A 17019-nucleotide genomic window follows, 5' to 3' on the forward strand; every position below is an offset into this window, starting at 1 on the left:
ACTTAGGCGACGGTGTGATTGGCCAGCATCTCGAGAGCCTTGACCATGGCCGAATGATCCCAGGCCGAACCGCCGTTGGCGGCGCAGGCGTTGAACAGTTCCTGCGCCGTCGCCGTGTTGGGCAGCGACACGCCCAGCTTGCGGGCGGAAGAAAGGGCCAGGTTCAAGTCCTTCTGATGCAGCTCGATGCGGAAGCCCGGATCGAAGGTCCGCTTGACCATCCGGTCTCCATGGATCTCCAGGATCTTGGAGGATGCGAAACCGCCCATCAGGGCCTGGCGAACCTTGGCCGGATCGGCCCCCGCCTTGGAGGCGAACAGCAGCGCCTCGCCCACCGCCTCGATGGTCAACGCGACGATGATCTGGTTGGCCACCTTGCAGGTCTGGCCGTCGCCGTTGCCGCCGACCAGCGTGATGTTCTTGCCCATCAGGTCGAACAGCGGCTTGATCTTGTCGAACGTCGCCTGCTCGCCGCCCACCATGATGGTGAGGCTCGCCGCCTTGGCGCCGACCTCGCCGCCCGACACCGGGGCATCCAGGTACTGGGCGCCCAGCGCGTTGATCTTCTTGGCGAACTCCTTGGTCTCGACGGGGGCGATCGAGCTCATGTCGACGACGATCTTGCCCTTGAGGTTGGCCTCGGCCACCCCATTCTCGCCGAACAGTACCGCCGCCACATGCGGCGTGTCCGGAACCATGACGATGATCACGTCGCCGAAGGCGGCTGCTTCCTTCGACGAACCAACCTTCTTCGCCCCCTTGTCCAGAACCTCCTGGCGGATGGTCCCCACGTCGTAGACGACAACCTCGTGGCCCCCCTCCAGCAGGTGAACCGCCATCGGCGCGCCCATGATTCCGACCCCAATGAAACCGATCTTCATGGTCTTCTCCTTTTCCTTCAAATCCTGAGAAATGGCTTACTTCCTGTAGGGCGCGAACCAGCCGAGCCCGGCTTCGGTGCCGGCCGCCGGCACGTACTCGCAGCCGATCCAGCCGTCGTAGCCGGCCTCGTCGATGGCCTTGAACAGGAAGGGATAGTTGATCTCGCCGGTGCCCGGCTCGTGCCGGCCGGGGGTGTCTGCCAGCTGCATGTGGCCGATGACGCCGATGTTGGCCTTGATGGTGTTGGCCAGTTCGCCCTCCATGCGCTGCATGTGGTAGATGTCGTACTGCAGCTTGAGGTTCGGCGCCGCCACCTCGGCGATGATGTCGATCGCCTGCTTGGAATAGTTCAGATAGAAGCCCGGCATGTCGCGGAAGTTGATCGGCTCGATCACCAGCATCAGGCCGGCCTTGGCGGTTTCCGCCGCCGCGAACCTGATGTTGGCGACATAGGTGGCGCGCAACTTGTCCTCGGCGACGCCCTTCGGCTTGAGACCCGCCATGGCGTGCACGCGCGAGCACTTGAGCGCCTTGGCGTAGTCGATGGCCTTGCCAACCGAATCTTGGAACTCGCCGACCCGGTCGGGCAGGCATGCCAGGCCGCGTTCGCCCTTGGCCCAGTCGCCGGGCGGCATGTTGAACAGCACCTGGGTGAGCCCGTTCTCGGCCAGCTTGGCGGCCAGGTCGTCCTTGGCGTAGGCATAGGGAAACAGGTACTCGACCCCCTGGTAGCCGGCCTTGGCGGCGGCCTTGAAGCGATCGAGGAAATCGACCTCGTTGAACTGCATCGACAGGTTGGCGGCGAATTTCGGCATGGCACACTCCCTTGGGCTCCGACCCGATCCCGGATCGTCTCTCGCACCCCTCCTAATTCCTCGGAGAGCGGACGACAAGAACTCTCGCCTCGAAAACGTTTCGCCAGGAGAAAAAACACGAAAGATTCTGAAAGTCACCCGCCCCCAGGTATACCGGCCGGCGGCCCGGCGGGCAAACGATTGAGTGGCCCACCGGCTCTTGACGCAAAATCGCCGCTCCCTTAGCCTGGGAAAGTTCAAGGTGACGGTTTCATCCGCAAGCCTCGGCCGGCGGATGGAAAAAAGGGAACACGGTGCGATCCCAAATCGGATTCAGTCCGTGGCTGCCCCCGCAACTGTGAGCGGCGAGTCTGTGCCCCAAGAAGCCACTGGGAAACTGGGAAGGCGGGGCGCCAGGACAATGACCCGCAAGCCAGGAGACCTGCCGCCACCTGCGTCACCTACCAGTGGACGGGGTCTTTCCAGTGGTCCGGTATTCCGAGTGCGGTGACGCCGCTTTTTGGTGTGGCCGCATGGGAAAATCGGACCGCGGATCATGGATATCTTTCAGTCAAGACCCGTGAAGGGAACGCCGGACGCCAGGGGTGCGTGCCGGTTCCCGACGTCTTTCTCGTGCGTGCTTCTTTCCCTTTCCGTCGAAGGAGGCAGGACTCATGAGAAACTATCGAAATCGCTATCGAAACGCTGTTGAAACCTTGGTGCTCGCCGGCGCGCTTGCCGCCGCCGGCTTCGTCACTGCGGCCGCCCAGGAACCGGACGGCCAACTGGAGGAGGTGGTGGTCACCGCCAGCCGCTTGGGCGTCGGCCTGCCCGGCACCTCGACGACGGTGATCGAGGCCGAGGACATCGCCCGCTCGCCGGCCACCACGCTGCCCGACCTGTTGTCCCGCGAGGCGGGGGTGCAGAGCCGCGACTTCTACAGTGCGTCGGGCGCCGATTCGGCGGTCGACATCCGGGGCTTCGGCGCGACGGCGTCGTCGAACACCCTGGTCCTGGTCAACGGCCGCCGGCTGAATGACTTCGATCTGGCCGGCGTCGACTGGAGCAACATCCCGCTCGAAAGCATCGAGCGCATCGAGATCACGCGCGGCAACGCCGGCGCCGTGCTTTATGGCGACGGCGCGGTGGGCGGCGTCGTCAACATCGTCACCAAGACGGCGGTCCCGCAGGGCCCCTCGGGCAAGGTCAGCGCCAAATACGGCTCTTACCAGCACCGCGAGACCAACGTGTCGGCAACCCACGGCGCCGGCGACGTATCGCTCAGCGCCTATGGCACCCTCATCGACGCCCAGAACTATCGCGACAACAACGATCTGACCCAGCGCAACCTGGTCACCGAGGCAAGGCGACGCACCGACGAGGGCCAGGTCTACGTCAACCTGGGCGTCGACGATCAGCGCCTGGGCACACCGGGCGCCCGGCGGGTCACCCTGACCAGCACCCAGTTGGAACCCGAAAGCGTACGGCGCCAAGCCACCACGCCCGACGACTACACCCGGCAGAACGGCGTCGCGCTGACCGTCGGCGGCACCCGCCGGATCACCAAGAATGTCGAAGCCGTCCTCGATGCCGGCTACCGCATCAAGGACACCGAGGCGCGTACGGTCAGCAACTTCGGCCCGCAATTCGATGCCTACGTCGATACCGAGCTGGCGACCTTCTCGCTGACGCCCCGGCTCAATATCGACGCCGACCTGTGGCGGCGGCCGACCGACACCACCCTCGGCATCGACTACTACTACTCCGACTACAATTCGGACCGCCAGCTGTCCCCCGACGGCGCCGCCTATCACCGCTACGACGGCAAGCAGCACAGTGCCGCCCTTTATGCGCAGAACACGCTGGCTTTCTCCGACACGCTCGACCTGTCGGCCGGCGGCCGCGTCCAGTCCACCCGCTTCACCGCGGGAGACATCTACGATCCCAGCCTGCTGGCCTTTCCGGCCTTCGACGGTCATCGCGAGTCCTTGACCGACACCAGTAACGACTTCGCCCTGAATGCCGGCCTCGATTACCGGCTGACCGACAGCGTGGCCCTGTTCGGCCGTGTGGCCCGCAGCTTCCGGGCGCCGACCGTCGACGAACGCGTCGGTTCCGACCCCAGCCACAAGTCCTTCGTGCTCAAGACCCAGACATCGCGGGACGCCGAGGTCGGCACCCGGCTGAGCTTCGGCAAGGTCGAGGTACAATCCAGCGCCTACTACATGGCGCTGCGAGACGAGCTGCACTACGACCCCGACTCCGGCGTCAACAAGAACTTCGACCCGACCCGCCGCTACGGCGTCGAGAACAGCCTGGACTGGCGGGCCACCGAGACCGTCGGCGTCAAGGCCAACCTCACCTACACAAAGGCCGAGTTCACCGACGGCCCCTACAAGGGCAACACCGTGCCCCTGGTTTCGGACTGGACGGCCAGCACCAGCCTTTCCTGGGACATGGTCGAGAAGTACCTGACGGGCACGGCGACGGTCAGCTACTACAGTTCCCAGAACATGGAGAACGACGAGGCCAACTTTCAGCCGGAAATGCCCGGCTACACGCTCGTCGACCTGAAGCTGGGCGGCGAATACAACGCGCTGACCTGGTCGGCCACCGTGAATAACGTGCTCGACGTCGACTACTACAACTATGCGGTGGCCAGTTCGACCGCCTACGGAACCTTCAACGCCTATCCCCTGCCCGGCCGCACCTACTGGCTGGAAGCCGGGGTGACCTTCTGAGCGGAGGACGCGCCTGAGGATGGGGACGGTTTCAGCCAGCAGCCAGGGACAAGCGACCGCCGGCCGCGGCGCGACGATCGTCGCCGCCGTCTGCTCCGCCGCCCTGCACGGCGCGCTGGCGGCCGGCGTGTTCCTGTGGCCGGCCGGCCCCGTCCCCTATTCCGCCGGCGCTCCCATCGTCGTCGAACTGGTGGTCGCGGCCCCGCAGAACGGCGCGTCGGCCGCGGCGGCGGCAATGGGCGCCGCCGCGCCCGACGACGGCCCGGCCGCCGAGATTGACATAGCGATGAGCGTCCAATCCGGTCCTGACGACGTCCCCCCCTCGGAAGGCGGGGCGGCGGCGCCGGACCATTCCCGGGAAGCCGCCACCCAGACCGAACCACCGGCGCCGCCAGCCGCCGCCCCGGTCATTCCACGGCCCGCCCGCCGTCCGGTCACGCCCCCTGCGGAAGACGCAAGCGCCACGCCCGGCGGTCGCGAACCGCCGACAGTTTTGGACAAGACGGCCGATGGAACGGCGATCGCCGCCCTCGCCGGCGAATCCCCCTCCTCGGGAATCGCGACCGGCGGCGATACGCCAGCGGGCGGGGACGTCGCCGCACTGCCGCAGGTGGGTCCGCGTTTCGCCATCGGTTCGGCCGGCAATCCGCTTCCCCGCTATCCGACGGCTGCCCGCCGGCGCGGCCTGGAAGGCCGGGTCGTGCTGCGCGTCTTCGTCACCACCGACGGCCGGGCCGGGTCGGTCAGCGTGCGGACCGCCAGCCCCCATCCGCTCCTCGACGAAGCCGCCATCGAGACGCTGCGCCGCTGGCGGTTCGAGCCGGCCCGCCGGGCCGGCGTGCCGGTGGCGGCGTGGGTCGACATCCCGATCACCTTCCGGCTCAACGACTGAGCGGTTCAGTCGACGTAGACGACCCCGTCGCCGGCCAGGAACTTCTGCGCCCAAGCGGGCTGCACGACGCCGGCGGCAATTTCCCGCTCGACCCCGGTCTCCTTCGTCTTGATGGCCTCGACGGCCCTGACGGCGTCGGCAAAATGCGCCTGCGGCAGGATCACCACGCCGTCGGCGTCGCCGACCACGATGTCGCCCGCCCGTACGATGACGCCGCCGATCGAAATCTCGCCGCCGATCTCGCCGGGACCGGTTTTCTGCGGCGCATTCGGATTCAGCCCCTGGGCAAAGATGGGAAGACCGACACCGGTCAAGCCCTTGAGGTCGCGCGCCATGCCGTCGGTGACAACCGCCACCGCGCCGGCATTCTTGAAGAAGCCGGCCATCAGGTCGCCCAGCACCGCCGATCCGGTCCAGCCGCCGGTGGTGATGACCAGAACGTCGCCGGGGGCCAGCACGCCGACCGCCAGATACGGCGCCAGGTTGTCACCGGGCCCCGCCCGCACCGTCAGCGCCGAGCCGATGATGGGCGCCGATGGAAACAGCGGCTTGATGGCAGGGTTCAGCGCCCCCCGACGGCCCTGAATATCGGTGAAGTTGCCGGTCGGGTAGCCGGTCAACGCCCTGAGAAGGGCGGGGTCGGCCCGCTTGATGTGGCGGTGGATGGTCACGGCCTGGTCGCCTGCCATGGGTGAGGTCCTTTCCTGATCGTTGCCCAACGGACACGATCATGCCTCCGCAAACGCCCCAGGGCAAATGGGCGATAAGGCCGTCAGGCGGCGCGCACGTTGGCCAGGAACTTGTCGACCTCGGCGCGCAGCGTTTCGGATTGGCGGGACAGGTCGGCCGCCGTCGACTGGATCTGGGTGGCCGCCGCCCCCGTCTCGTTGGCCGCCTGACTGACGCCGCCGATATTGGCAGAAACCTCTTGGGTTCCTGCCGCCGCCTGTTCGACGTTGCGGGCGATCTCCTGGGTGGCGGCGCCCTGCTCCTCGACCGCCGAGGCGACACCCGAGTTGACCTCGTTGATCTTCGAGATCGTCTTGGTGATCGAGTTGATGGCCGCCACGGCCTCCTGCGTCGCCGACTGGATGCCGGCGATCTGGGCGCCGATCTCGTCTGTCGCCTTGGCCGTCTGGTTGGCCAGGTTCTTGACCTCGGAAGCAACCACCGCAAAACCCTTGCCGGCGTCGCCGGCCCGGGCCGCCTCGATGGTGGCGTTGAGCGCCAGCAGGTTGGTCTGCTCGGCGATGTCGGTGATCAGCGCCACCACTTCGCCGATCTTCTGGGCTGCCGCAGCGAGACCCTGGACCTTGACGTTGGTCTGCTCGGCCTCGGTCACTGCGGCCGAGGCGATTTGCGAGGCCTGGGTCACCTGGCGGCTGATCTCGGAGATCGAGGAGGATAGCTCCTCGGCCGCCGAGGCCACCGTCTGCACGTTGGCCGAGGCCTGTTCCGAGGCCGCGGCCACGGCCGAAGCCTGCCGGGTGGCTTCCTCGGCAGTGGCACTCATGGCCTCGGAGGAGGAGCGCATCTCGGTCGCCGCCGAGGATACCTGGTTGACCACCTGGCCGACCGAAGCCTCGAAGGCGTCGGCCATCGTCTCCATGGCCTGGCGCTTCTCCTTCTCGGCGCAGCGCTGATTTTCCTCGTTTTCGGACTCGAGTTTTACCTTCTCGATGGCGTTGTCCTTGAACACCTGGACGGCGGCCGCCATTTCGCCCATCTCGTCGCGGCGTCCGCGGGCCGGCACCTCGACCTCCAGATCGCCGCCGGCCAGACGGCTCATCGCCTGGGTCATGACCAAAAGGGGCCTGCTGACGATCCGCGACAGCAGAACGATCAGGGCGCCGATCAGGATGATGACGGCCGTCCCCGCCACCAGCACCTCGCCCCAAAGGGCGCCGGCGATCAGCTCTTGCAGGGGATCGGTACTCCAGGCGATGGCCAGGGTGCCCGCCCGGTCCTTGTTCTTGCCCGAAACGACCGGAACCACGACCACGATGTGACGGGCCGTCTCCGTCGTCACGCTTTCGCCCTTGGCCAGGGCGTCGGGCTGTATTTTAAGAGCGCCGCTCAGATCATGGGCCGGAAAATGGGGGGACGCGAAGCTGGTGAACACCTTGCCTTCGGCGTCGAACGTGCTGACAGCGGCCAGATTGGTCGAGGTATCGGCGGCGAAGTCGGCGTAGGCCCGTTCGATGGCGTCCGTCTTCTTCCACTGCAGGCCGCCCGCCACCTGGATCGCCAGAAGCTGCGTGATTTTCTCCACGTCGTTCTGGAACTGACCGAAGAGATGGTCCTTCATGTCGACCGCCCGAATGCCGGCAGTCGTGGCGAAGCCGACAAGAACGGCGACTCCCAGCATGGACGACACCTTGAAGCCGATCGACCGCCCCTTGGTGAAAAACTGCCGCGTGCCATTCATGGTTTTCCCTCCGGTTTAGCCGGTCGGCAAGGTCACCCCGTGGACCCCCTTGCCGACCGGGAACGTTGCTGGCCGTTTCGTCCTACTTGAGGTTTTCGACGTCCAGGCCAACGGTCACCGCGCCGATGACCTTCTTGGTGTCGGGGTCGATCACCGGAAGGCTCAACTGGCTCTGGAAGCGCTGGGTCGATTCGTCCTGCGACACGTCGCTGATATGCATGGCGTCGGGACCGACCTTGAAAGTCTTCTGCCACTTGGCCTCGTCACCCTGCCAGTAGTCCGAGGTGACCTGGCTCTGGCCGACGTTGAGTCCCTTGTCGTCCATGACGAAGATTTCGGTGATCAGGCCCTGGCTGTCGGCTTCCACCTTCTTCAGGTACTTGGACAGTCCGTTGCCGAGAACGGCATCGATCAGCGGCTTGGCGGACGCCTTGGTCTCGGCCATCCACTGCTTGTCCATCTTGTCGATGTCGGCCTGGGTCAGTGACGCGTTCTTGGCGTTCTGCGCCTTGATGGCGTCGACAACGACGGCGTTGTTCACCCAAGCCGGAGCCTTGGTCTTGGCATACTCGGCCATCGGCGCCTCATGGGGGCCGGCAGCCATGGCCGGGCTCGCAATCAGGGCCAACGGAGCGAGAAGAGCGAACAGTTTAAAAGCGGATTTCCTCATCAGATCTCTCCTGGAAGCTGGTGATCATTTCGTCTGTAGGCCCGGGATGGACGAAGGCGATCCGGGAATACGAGCCATTCCAGGTTAGTCGGCGGCGTGTTTCAGGATGATTTCCAATTCGAGGAAGTTTGTAACGAATTGTTGTTATTCGACGTCAAAATGAAACAAATATACAAACCAGCCCATGGGATTGGTTTATACCGCACTTTCCGGAATTCGCTGGGCCCCCGTCGATGCCATTGCCGGCCAGGGCGGCACTTTTCCCCAGCAAACAGACGCCCCCGCCTCATTGGAGGCGGGGGCGCTTTATGGATCGACGTGGAACGCGCCGCGGCCAAGCCCGGTCAGGCGGCCCGCACGCTGGCCAGGAATTTGTCGACTTCGGCGCGCAGCGTCTCGGATTGGCGGGACAGGTCGGCCGCCGTCGACTGGATCTGCGTGGCCGCCGCCCCGGTTTCGTTGGCGGCCTGACTGACGCCGGAGATGTTGGCCGAAACCTCCTGGGTTCCTGCCGCCGCCTGTTCGACGTTGCGGGCGATCTCCTGCGTCGCCGCGCCCTGTTCCTCGACCGCCGAGGCAACGCCCGAGTTGACCTCGTTGATCTGGGAGATGGTCTTGGTGATCGATTCGATGGCCGAGACCGCTTCCCGGGTCGCCGACTGGATGCCGGCGATCTGGGCGCCGATCTCGTCGGTCGCCTTGGCCGTCTGGTTGGCCAGGTTCTTGACCTCGCTGGCAACTACGGCGAAGCCCTTGCCGGCGTCGCCGGCCCGGGCCGCCTCGATGGTGGCGTTGAGGGCCAGCAGGTTGGTCTGCTCGGCGATGTCGGTGATCAGCGCCACCACCTCGCCGATCTTCTGGGCGGCCGCAGCGAGACCCTGGACCTTGACGTTGGTCTGTTCGGCCTCGGTCACCGCGGCCGAGGCGATCTGGGACGCCTGGGTCACCTGGCGGCTGATCTCGGAAATCGAGGAGGATAGCTCCTCGGCCGCCGAGGCCACCGTCTGCACGTTGGCCGAGGCCTGTTCCGAGGCCGCGGCCACGGCCGAAGCCTGCCGGGTGGCTTCCTCGGCAGTGGCACTCATGGCCTCGGAGGAGGAGCGCATCTCGGTCGCCGCCGAGGACACCTGGCCGACAACGTGGCCGACCGAAGCCTCGAAGGTATCGGCCATCGTCAGCATGGCCTGGCGCTTTTCCGCCTCGGCCCGGCGATCCTTCTCCTCCTGTTCCTCGCGCATACGCTCCATCTCGTGGGTCTTTTCCAGGAAGACGCCCATGCTCCGCGCCAAGTCCCCGATCTCGTTCTTCTGGTCGGTGAACTTGACCTCGATCGACTTGTCGCCCCCGGCCAGGCGCTGCATGCCGCCGGTGATAAAGGCCAGCGGTTTGGTAATGCCTCGCCCGATGACCCAGGACATCCCCACCACCGCCGCCAGGATGACGGCAGAGACGGCGCCGACGATGGCCAGCACGCGCATGAAGATGTCATCGACGTCGTCGATATAGATGCCCGAGCCGACAATCCACTGCCACGGCGCGAAGGCCTTGACGTATGAAATCTTCGGGACCGGCTTTTGAAAACCAGGCTTCGGCCAAGCATACGCGACAAACCCGTGGCCGGCTTTCTTGCTGACGGAGACCATCTCGTCGAACAGCTTGACGCCGTTCGGGTCCGCGCTTCCCGCCAATGACTTTCCATCCATCTCCGGCTTGAACGGATGCATGAGCATCACATTGTCGAAGGACTGCACCCAGAAGTATTCCTGCTCGTCATAGCGCAGCTTGTTGAGAGCCGCGATCGAGGCCTTTTGGGCCTGCTCGCGGGTCATGCTGCCCGCTTTTTCGAGTGACTGGTAATAGCCCAGGAGGCTTTCCGCCACCTGGACCACGTGTTCGGTCTTGATTTTGCGGTCCTCCAGCAAATTCTGGCGGATTTCGAAAAGCGCAAAACCGCCAACCGCCACAATGCCGATGCCCGCGCCCGCAACAATCAAAAGCAGGCGTGATGCCAATCTCAGTCGATCCAGGACCATCTGTTGCCTCTTACAAGTTTGCGGCTTCTTGCTTTTCTTCATGCCGCCTTGGATGGAATCCACTTCGCGATCGCCGGGAAGATTTTCGTCGGCCCTGGCCATCGCGGGTGGTACTCGTCGGTCGAGAACCTGGACGAAAAGAAAAAGGGTTCCCGACGATCGAGATCAATTCATACAGGAGTCGTGTAAATAAAGGATGACTGGCCGCGACTATTTTGTAACGAATTGTCGCGGGATCGTTACAGCTTAACAGAAACGACCATTCGGCAATGGCGGCGGCGCCGGGACAAAACCCCCGGGTGGCGCCGATGCATACCCTTTCCATGGAAAGGCATCGCCCCGTCTTCCCATCGGAAGGCGGGGCGATTTTTTCAGCCGTTGTTGGGGGACTATTCGTCCGGTCAGGCGGCCCGTACGCCGGTCAGGAAATGGTCGACCTCGGCGCGCAGCTTTTCCGACTGCTGCGACAGGTCGCCGGCCGCCTTGTGAATCTGGCCGGCCACGGCACCGGTTTCGTTGGCAGCTTTACTGACGCCGCCGATATTGGCCGAAACCTCCTGGGTGCCCACCGCCGCCTGCTCGACGTTGCGCGCGATCTCCTGGGTGGCCACCCCCTGCTCCTCGACCGCCGAGGCGACGCCCGAGTTGACCTCGTTGATCTGGGAAATCGTGCGGGTGATCTCCTCGATGGCCGCCACGGCTTCCCGGGTGGCCGACTGGATGCCGGCGATCTGGGCGCCGATCTCGTCGGTTGCCTTGGCCGTCTGGTTGGCCAGGTTCTTGACCTCGGAAGCGACCACGGCGAAGCCCTTGCCGGCGTCGCCGGCCCGGGCCGCCTCGATGGTGGCGTTCAAGGCCAGCAGGTTGGTCTGCTCGGCGATATCGGTGATCAGGGCCACCACTTCGCCGATCTTGTTGGCGGCCTGGGCCAGCCCTTGCACCTTGACGTTGGTCTTCTCGGCTTCGGTCACCGCCGCGGCGGCGATTTGAGACGCCTGGGTCACCTGCCGGCCGATCTCGGAAATCGAGCCCGCTAACTCCTCGGCCGCCGAGGCGACGGTTTGCACGTTGGCCGAAGCCTGTTCGGAGGCGGCGGTCACGGCGGAAGCCTGGCGCGTCGTCTCCTCCGCGGTCGCCCCCATGGCTTCGGAAGAGGACCGCATCTGCGATGCCGCCTCCGCCACCGACGTCACCGCTTTGGTCGAGGTGGCGTCGAAGGATTGGCACAACGCCTCGATCCGCCTGGCCCGCTCGGCCCGCGTCTCCTCCTCCCGGCGCTGCGTCGCGGCGACCCGCTCGGCCTCGATCATGCCCTCCTTGAACGCCTGGATGGCGCGGGCCAGCGTTCCGATCTCGTCGCTACGGTCCTGGGCCGGAATCTCGACGGCCAAGTCGTTCGCCCGCAGCTTGCCGACGACGCCGGTGATCGCGCCCAAGGGGCGCATCCGCAAGCGCATGAAAACAAATCCGGTGATCACCGAGATCAGGCTGACGACGAAGGCCACCAGGATGATGAGGTTTCGGATGCCCGCCACGGAATCCAGAAGTTCGCTCTGCTTCAGGCCGACGTAAAGGACACCGATGACCTGCCCCGACGCCGACTTGATGGGGTCGTAGGCCGTGGAATAGCGGCTGCCCAGGATGTCGGCCTCGCCGCGAAAGGACCTTCCGTTGACGAGGACCGCATCATAGACCTCTCCACGGGCGAGACGGGTGCCGATGGCGCGCTTGCCGTCGGCGCCGATGACGTTGGTGGAAACCCGCTGGTCTCCCATGAAGACGGTGGCGGTGCCGCCGACCAGCGCCTTGACGCGGTCGACCACCTCGACGCCGTCGTTGATCCTGTAGTCGCCGGCAAACAGAACGCCGTCGGCCGCGCGGATGTCCTTGCCTCTGTTGTGCAGAACCTCCCAGGCCACGCGCATGTTGGTCTCGGCGCGCAGACCGGCCTGACGCAGCATCTCGGATTGGATCAGGAACACCGACACCGCGGCAATGGCGACGGCAGCCACGAGAATTCCCCATGTGTTGACGAGCGTGACCTTGCCCGTCAGCGACATGTTGCGAAGCCAGGACGTCATCTTACCCCCCAAACACTATTTTTCGTTTGTTATCCGCCCGTGGTTTTCCGAGGGCGGACGTCATTTCCATACCCGCTCGCAACGGATCTCCCGCTAGGCGAGGCTTATGATGAGGAGGTACGGCTGACGTGACGCTTCGTCATCCCCAACGCCCGGTAGCATATCCCGGGTGTGGCGATCGCGTCGAGAGCCCACAGGCCCGCCGGGTCAGACCGGCGTGTTCAGGCGCTTGCCGCTTTCCTTGTCGAAAACATGGATGTGGGCCGGGTCCACCCGCAGCGACAGGATGGCCTGCTGGCGGGCCTCGCGGAAGCCCTGGACACGCACGGCCAGCGCTGCGCCATCGCGGCCGAACTGGCCGTGGATGATGGTGTCGGCCCCCAGTTGTTCGATGACATCGACGGTCGGGCGCACCATGCCCTTGCCCTCGGCGGCGATCTCGAAGTGTTCGGGCCGCACACCCACGGTGACCGGCCGGCCGGCCGCCGTTTTCGTGCCGTGGTCGGGCAGCGGCAGCACATCGCCGCCGGACAACTCGATGCCGGAGGCATCGTCGCGGATGCGGCCTTCGAAAAAGTTCATGGCCGGCGAGCCGATGAAGCCGGCAACAAACACCGTCTGCGGCGCATCGTAGAGGTCGAGCGGCGTGCCCACCTGTTCGACGATGCCGTCGGCAAGCACCATCAGTCGGTCGCCCAACGTCATCGCCTCGACCTGGTCGTGGGTGACGTAGACGCTGGTGATGCGCAGCCGCTGCTGCAGCTTTTTGATCTCCAGTCTCATCTGGACGCGCAGCTTGGCATCCAGGTTGGAAAGCGGCTCGTCGAACAGAAACACCGCCGGCTCGCGCACGATGGCCCGGCCCATGGCGACCCGCTGGCGCTGGCCGCCGGAAAGCTGGCGCGGCTTGCGTTTCAGCAGTTCGCCCAGTTCGAGGATGTCGGCCGCCTTCTGCACCCGCTGCTCGATCTCGGCCTTGGACATGCCCCGGATCTTCAGCCCGTAGGCCATGTTGTTGTAGACGGTCATGTGCGGGTAGAGCGCGTAGTTCTGGAACACCATGGCGATGTCGCGCTGGGCCGGCTCCAGCTCGTTGACCACCCGCCCGCCGATGGAGATCTCGCCCGCCGTGATGCGCTCCAGCCCGGCGATCATGCGCAGCAGCGTCGACTTGCCACAGCCGCTGGGACCGACGATGACGATCAGTTCGCCGTCGGCGATGGTGCAATCGACGCCGTGAATGACCTCGGTATCGCCGTAATTTTTCCGCACTCCGCGCAGCGTGACTTCACTCATGGTTCTTTTCCTTGCAAGGCGCCGTCATTTTTCGGTCTCGGTCATGCCGCGGACGAACATCTTCTGCATGAGAACCACCACCGCCACCGGCGGCAGCATGGCCAGCATGGTGGTGGCCATGATGACCTGCCATTCGGCCTGAGAGTCGCCCGCCGCGAGCATGCGGTTGATGCCGATCAGCATGGTGTACATGCTTTCGTCGGTGGTGATCAGCAGCGGCCACAGGTACTGGTTCCAGCCATAGATGAAAAGAATGACGAAAAGGGCGGCAATCGACGTGCGCGACATCGGAAACAGGATGTCCTTGAAGAAGCGCAACGGGCCCGCGCCGTCGACCCTCGCGGCTTCCACCAGTTCATCGGGAACTGTCATGAAGAACTGGCGGAACAGGAAAGTCGCCGTCGCCGAGGCGATCAGCGGGATGATCAGGCCCGGATAGGTGTCCAACATGCCGAGGTCGGAGACCACCTTGTAGGTGGGCAGGATGCGCACCTCGACGGGCAGCATGAGGGTGATGAAGATCAGCCAGAAGAAGAAGATTCTCCCCCGGAAGCGGAAATAGACGATGGCGAAGGCGGCCATCAACGAGATGACGATCTTGCCCAGCGAAATCCCCAGGGCCATGACCAGGCTGTTGACCATCATCGACCAGACCGGCGCCCCCACCGCCTTGGCCCCTTCGGTCAGCGCCCGGTAATAGTTCTCGAAGAACTCGCCTCCGGGCAGCAGTGGGGTCGGCGGGTTCAGCAGCGTCTGCAGTGTGTGGGTGGAGGCAACGAAGGCCACCCAGATGGGAAAGGCAACCAGGGCGATGCCGAGGACCAGCACCATGTGGGTCAAGACGGTCATCCAGGGCCGGTTCTCGACCATCAGTAATGCACCTTTCGCTCGACATAACGGAACTGGATGACGGTGAAGCCGATGACGATGATCATCAGGACCACCGATTGCGCCGCCGATCCGCCGAGGTCCAGGCCCACGAAGCCGTCGCGGTAGACCTTGTAGACCATGATGTTGGTGGCCCCCCCTGGCCCGCCCATCGTGACCTGGTGGATGATGGCGAAGGTATCGAAGAAGGCATAGACCATGTTCATGATGAGCAGGAAAAAGGTGGTGGGGGTCAGCATCGGGAAGATGATGGTCCAGAACCGCCGCACCGGCTGCGCGCCGTCGATGGCCGCGGCCTCGATCAGCGACTTGGGGATCGATTGCAGGCCGGCCAGGAAAAAGAGGAAATTATAGCTGATCTGGCGCCATGCAGCGGCGACGATCACCAGGCTCATCGCCTGCTCGCCATTGAGCGCGTGGTTCCAGTTGTACCCCAGGCTCCGCAGGGCGAAGACGAAAAGACCGAGGTTCGGATTGAACAGGAACAGGAACAGCACACCGGCGACGGCGGGCGCCACCGCGTACGGCCAGATGAGAAGAGTCTTGTAGGCGGTGGCCCCATGGATCACCCGGTCGGCCTGCACCGCCAGGAAAAGGCCGCAGGCAATCGCGACCACGGCCACCGACGTGCTGAAGAAAACCGTCACGTAAAACGAGCTGAGATAATGGGAGTCGGTGAACAGGACTTCGAAGTTCTCCAGCCCGACGAACGTGGTGCTGAGCCCGAACGCATCCTCTTGCAGCACCGACTGGAAAACCGCCTGCGAAGCCGGCCAGATGAAAAAGACGAGCGTCACGACGATCTGCGGCGCGAGAAGCAGATAGGGCAGAATCCGGCTTTGAAAGACGACGCGTTTTTCCATGGGCTGGCCCGGAAGTGGCGGGGACCGTCCTTAGGATCGGACGGCCCCCTCGCTGATGGATCTATTTCTGCTCTTTCTCGAATTTGCGCAGCAGGGCGTTGCCGCGCGTCACAGCGTCGTCGAGGCCCTGCTTGGCCGTCTTCTTGCCGGCGAAGATGTTCTCGATTTCCTCGTAGATGAAATCACGCGCCTGCGCGAAATACCCGAAACGCAAGCCCATCGAGTTCTCGGTCGTCGGCTTGCCGCTCAATTCCATGATCGGGATGTCGCGGCCAGGGTAGTCGTTGTAGAACTTTACGTTCTTCATCTCTTCATAGGCCCCGGTCGTGATCGGCACATAGCCGGTGTAGGCATGCCAGTAGGCCTGGATAAGCGGCAGCGACAGGAAACGGAAGAACTCCGCCACGCCCTTGTTTTCGACCTTGCTGTGACCCGACATCACCCACAGGCTGTTGCCGCCGATGATAGTGTTCTGCGGCGCGCCCTGGACGTCCGGCCAATAGGGAAGCGTGCTGGCGCCGAACGCGAACTTGGCGCCCGCCTTGAACGAGCCGTAGCCGGCCGACGATTCGACGTAGATCGGGCATTCCCCGCTGATGAACTTCGGGTTGCCGAGGTTGTCGCGGCCGCCGTAGACGAAGGTCTTGTCCTTCTGCCAGTCGGCCAACTGCTGGATGTGCTTGACCTGCAAGGGGCCATTGAACACGTACTCGGTGTCGAAGCCGCCAAGGCCGTTCGCCTTGGTGCCGAACGGCACGTTATGCCAGGCGCTGAAGTTCTCGAGTTGGGTCCACGTGAACCAAGCGGTGCTGAACCCGCAATTGGAGCCCGCGGCAACCAGTTTCTTGGCGTATTCCGCAACTTCGGGCCACGTCTTCGGCGGCTTGTTGGGATCAAGCCCGGCTTTGACGAAAGCGTCCTTGTTGTACCACAGGACGGGCGTCGAGGAGGCGAACGGCATCGACAGCATCTTGCCGTCGGGCGTCGAATAATAGCCGGTCACGGCCGGCAGGTACGCCTTGGGATCGAACGGAACGCCGGTGTCGGCCATCAATTTGTAGACCGGAATGACGGCCCCCTTCGCCGCCATCATCGTCCCCGTGCCGACCTCGAAGACCATCAGAATATGCGGGGCCTTGCCAGCGCGGAACGCCGCGATGCCCGCCGTCATCGTTTCGGAATAGCTGCCCTTGAAGACGGGGACGACCTTGTAGATTTCCTGCGAGCGGTTGAAGTTGTCGGCGATCGCGTTGACACGCTCGCCCAGCGCACCGGCCTGCGCATGCCACCATTGGATCTCGGTCACGGCGCTTGCACTGCTTGCAGTGCCTGCGACCAACGCCGCCGCGGCAGCGAAAATCGCGGTTTGTTTGAAGTTCATAAGCCTCCTCCGTTGCTGACACACCCTGGGTCGTGCCATGGGCGGCCGACCCTTCCGGCCGGGGATTCCC

13 protein-coding genes and 1 riboswitch are annotated in these 17019 nt (G+C 64.5%); of the genes, 2 read left to right on the forward strand and 11 right to left on the reverse strand.

Translation table 11 applies throughout. The features are described 5' to 3' along the window. Positions 1-2 precede the first annotated feature (2 nt). Both glxR and otnI read right to left on the reverse strand, forming a co-directional pair. Positions 3-881: a 2-hydroxy-3-oxopropionate reductase gene (gene glxR / locus ODR01_RS15355; protein WP_316978564.1), complete on the reverse strand. Its 879-nt coding sequence runs from the start codon at positions 879-881 to the stop codon at positions 3-5. A gap of 36 nt (positions 882-917) precedes the next feature. Next, on the reverse strand, positions 918-1697 hold the full coding sequence (gene otnI / locus ODR01_RS15360) for a 2-oxo-tetronate isomerase (protein WP_316978565.1): 780 nt from the start codon (positions 1695-1697) through the stop codon (positions 918-920). Between the two features lie 228 nt (positions 1698-1925). Beyond that, a riboswitch (cobalamin riboswitch) is annotated at positions 1926-2140 on the forward strand. A gap of 210 nt (positions 2141-2350) precedes the next feature. Here otnI and ODR01_RS15365 point away from each other — a divergent pair. Both ODR01_RS15365 and ODR01_RS15370 read left to right on the forward strand, forming a co-directional pair. Next, the gene (locus ODR01_RS15365) at positions 2351-4417 is read left to right on the forward strand and encodes a TonB-dependent receptor (protein ID WP_316978566.1); all 2067 of its coding nucleotides are present in this window, start codon (positions 2351-2353) and stop codon (positions 4415-4417) included. Between the two features lie 19 nt (positions 4418-4436). After that, positions 4437-5309: an energy transducer TonB gene (locus tag ODR01_RS15370; protein WP_316978567.1), complete on the forward strand. Its 873-nt coding sequence runs from the start codon at positions 4437-4439 to the stop codon at positions 5307-5309. Between the two features lie 5 nt (positions 5310-5314). On the opposite strand, the gene ODR01_RS15375 is transcribed toward ODR01_RS15370, so the two are convergent. The 9 genes from ODR01_RS15375 to ugpB form a co-directional block, all read right to left on the reverse strand. Beyond that, a complete protein-coding gene (locus tag ODR01_RS15375; RefSeq protein ID WP_316978568.1) occupies positions 5315-5998 on the reverse strand; it encodes an RraA family protein in 684 nt (227 codons plus the stop codon). Between the two features lie 83 nt (positions 5999-6081). Beyond that, complete coding sequence (locus ODR01_RS15380; RefSeq protein ID WP_316978569.1) at positions 6082-7737, reverse strand: methyl-accepting chemotaxis protein; 1656 nt, start codon at positions 7735-7737, stop codon at positions 6082-6084. A gap of 82 nt (positions 7738-7819) precedes the next feature. Next, complete coding sequence (locus tag ODR01_RS15385; RefSeq protein WP_316978570.1) at positions 7820-8407, reverse strand: PDC sensor domain-containing protein; 588 nt, start codon at positions 8405-8407, stop codon at positions 7820-7822. Positions 8408-8751: 344 nt separating this feature from the next. Further along, positions 8752-10440: a methyl-accepting chemotaxis protein gene (locus ODR01_RS15390; protein ID WP_316978571.1), complete on the reverse strand. Its 1689-nt coding sequence runs from the start codon at positions 10438-10440 to the stop codon at positions 8752-8754. 401 nt (positions 10441-10841) lie between these two features. Beyond that, positions 10842-12521, reverse strand: coding sequence for a methyl-accepting chemotaxis protein (locus ODR01_RS15395; protein ID WP_316978572.1), 1680 nt, complete (start codon positions 12519-12521; stop codon positions 10842-10844). A 207-nt stretch (positions 12522-12728) separates the two neighbouring features. Continuing rightward, the gene (locus tag ODR01_RS15400; protein WP_316978573.1) at positions 12729-13817 is read right to left on the reverse strand and encodes a sn-glycerol-3-phosphate import ATP-binding protein UgpC; all 1089 of its coding nucleotides are present in this window, start codon (positions 13815-13817) and stop codon (positions 12729-12731) included. 24 nt (positions 13818-13841) lie between these two features. Beyond that, on the reverse strand, positions 13842-14687 hold the full coding sequence (gene ugpE / locus ODR01_RS15405; protein ID WP_316978574.1) for a sn-glycerol-3-phosphate ABC transporter permease UgpE: 846 nt from the start codon (positions 14685-14687) through the stop codon (positions 13842-13844). Continuing rightward, on the reverse strand, positions 14687-15568 hold the full coding sequence (gene ugpA / locus ODR01_RS15410) for a sn-glycerol-3-phosphate ABC transporter permease UgpA (RefSeq protein WP_316978575.1): 882 nt from the start codon (positions 15566-15568) through the stop codon (positions 14687-14689). Before ugpA ends, ugpE begins: the two co-directional genes overlap by 1 nt. A 61-nt stretch (positions 15569-15629) precedes the next feature. Next, positions 15630-16949: a sn-glycerol-3-phosphate ABC transporter substrate-binding protein UgpB gene (ugpB, locus tag ODR01_RS15415; protein WP_316978576.1), complete on the reverse strand. Its 1320-nt coding sequence runs from the start codon at positions 16947-16949 to the stop codon at positions 15630-15632. Positions 16950-17019: the final 70 nt, after the last annotated feature.

The sequence above is a fragment of the Shumkonia mesophila genome (assembly GCF_026163695.1).
GTDB lineage: Bacteria > Pseudomonadota > Alphaproteobacteria > Rhodospirillales > Shumkoniaceae > Shumkonia > Shumkonia mesophila.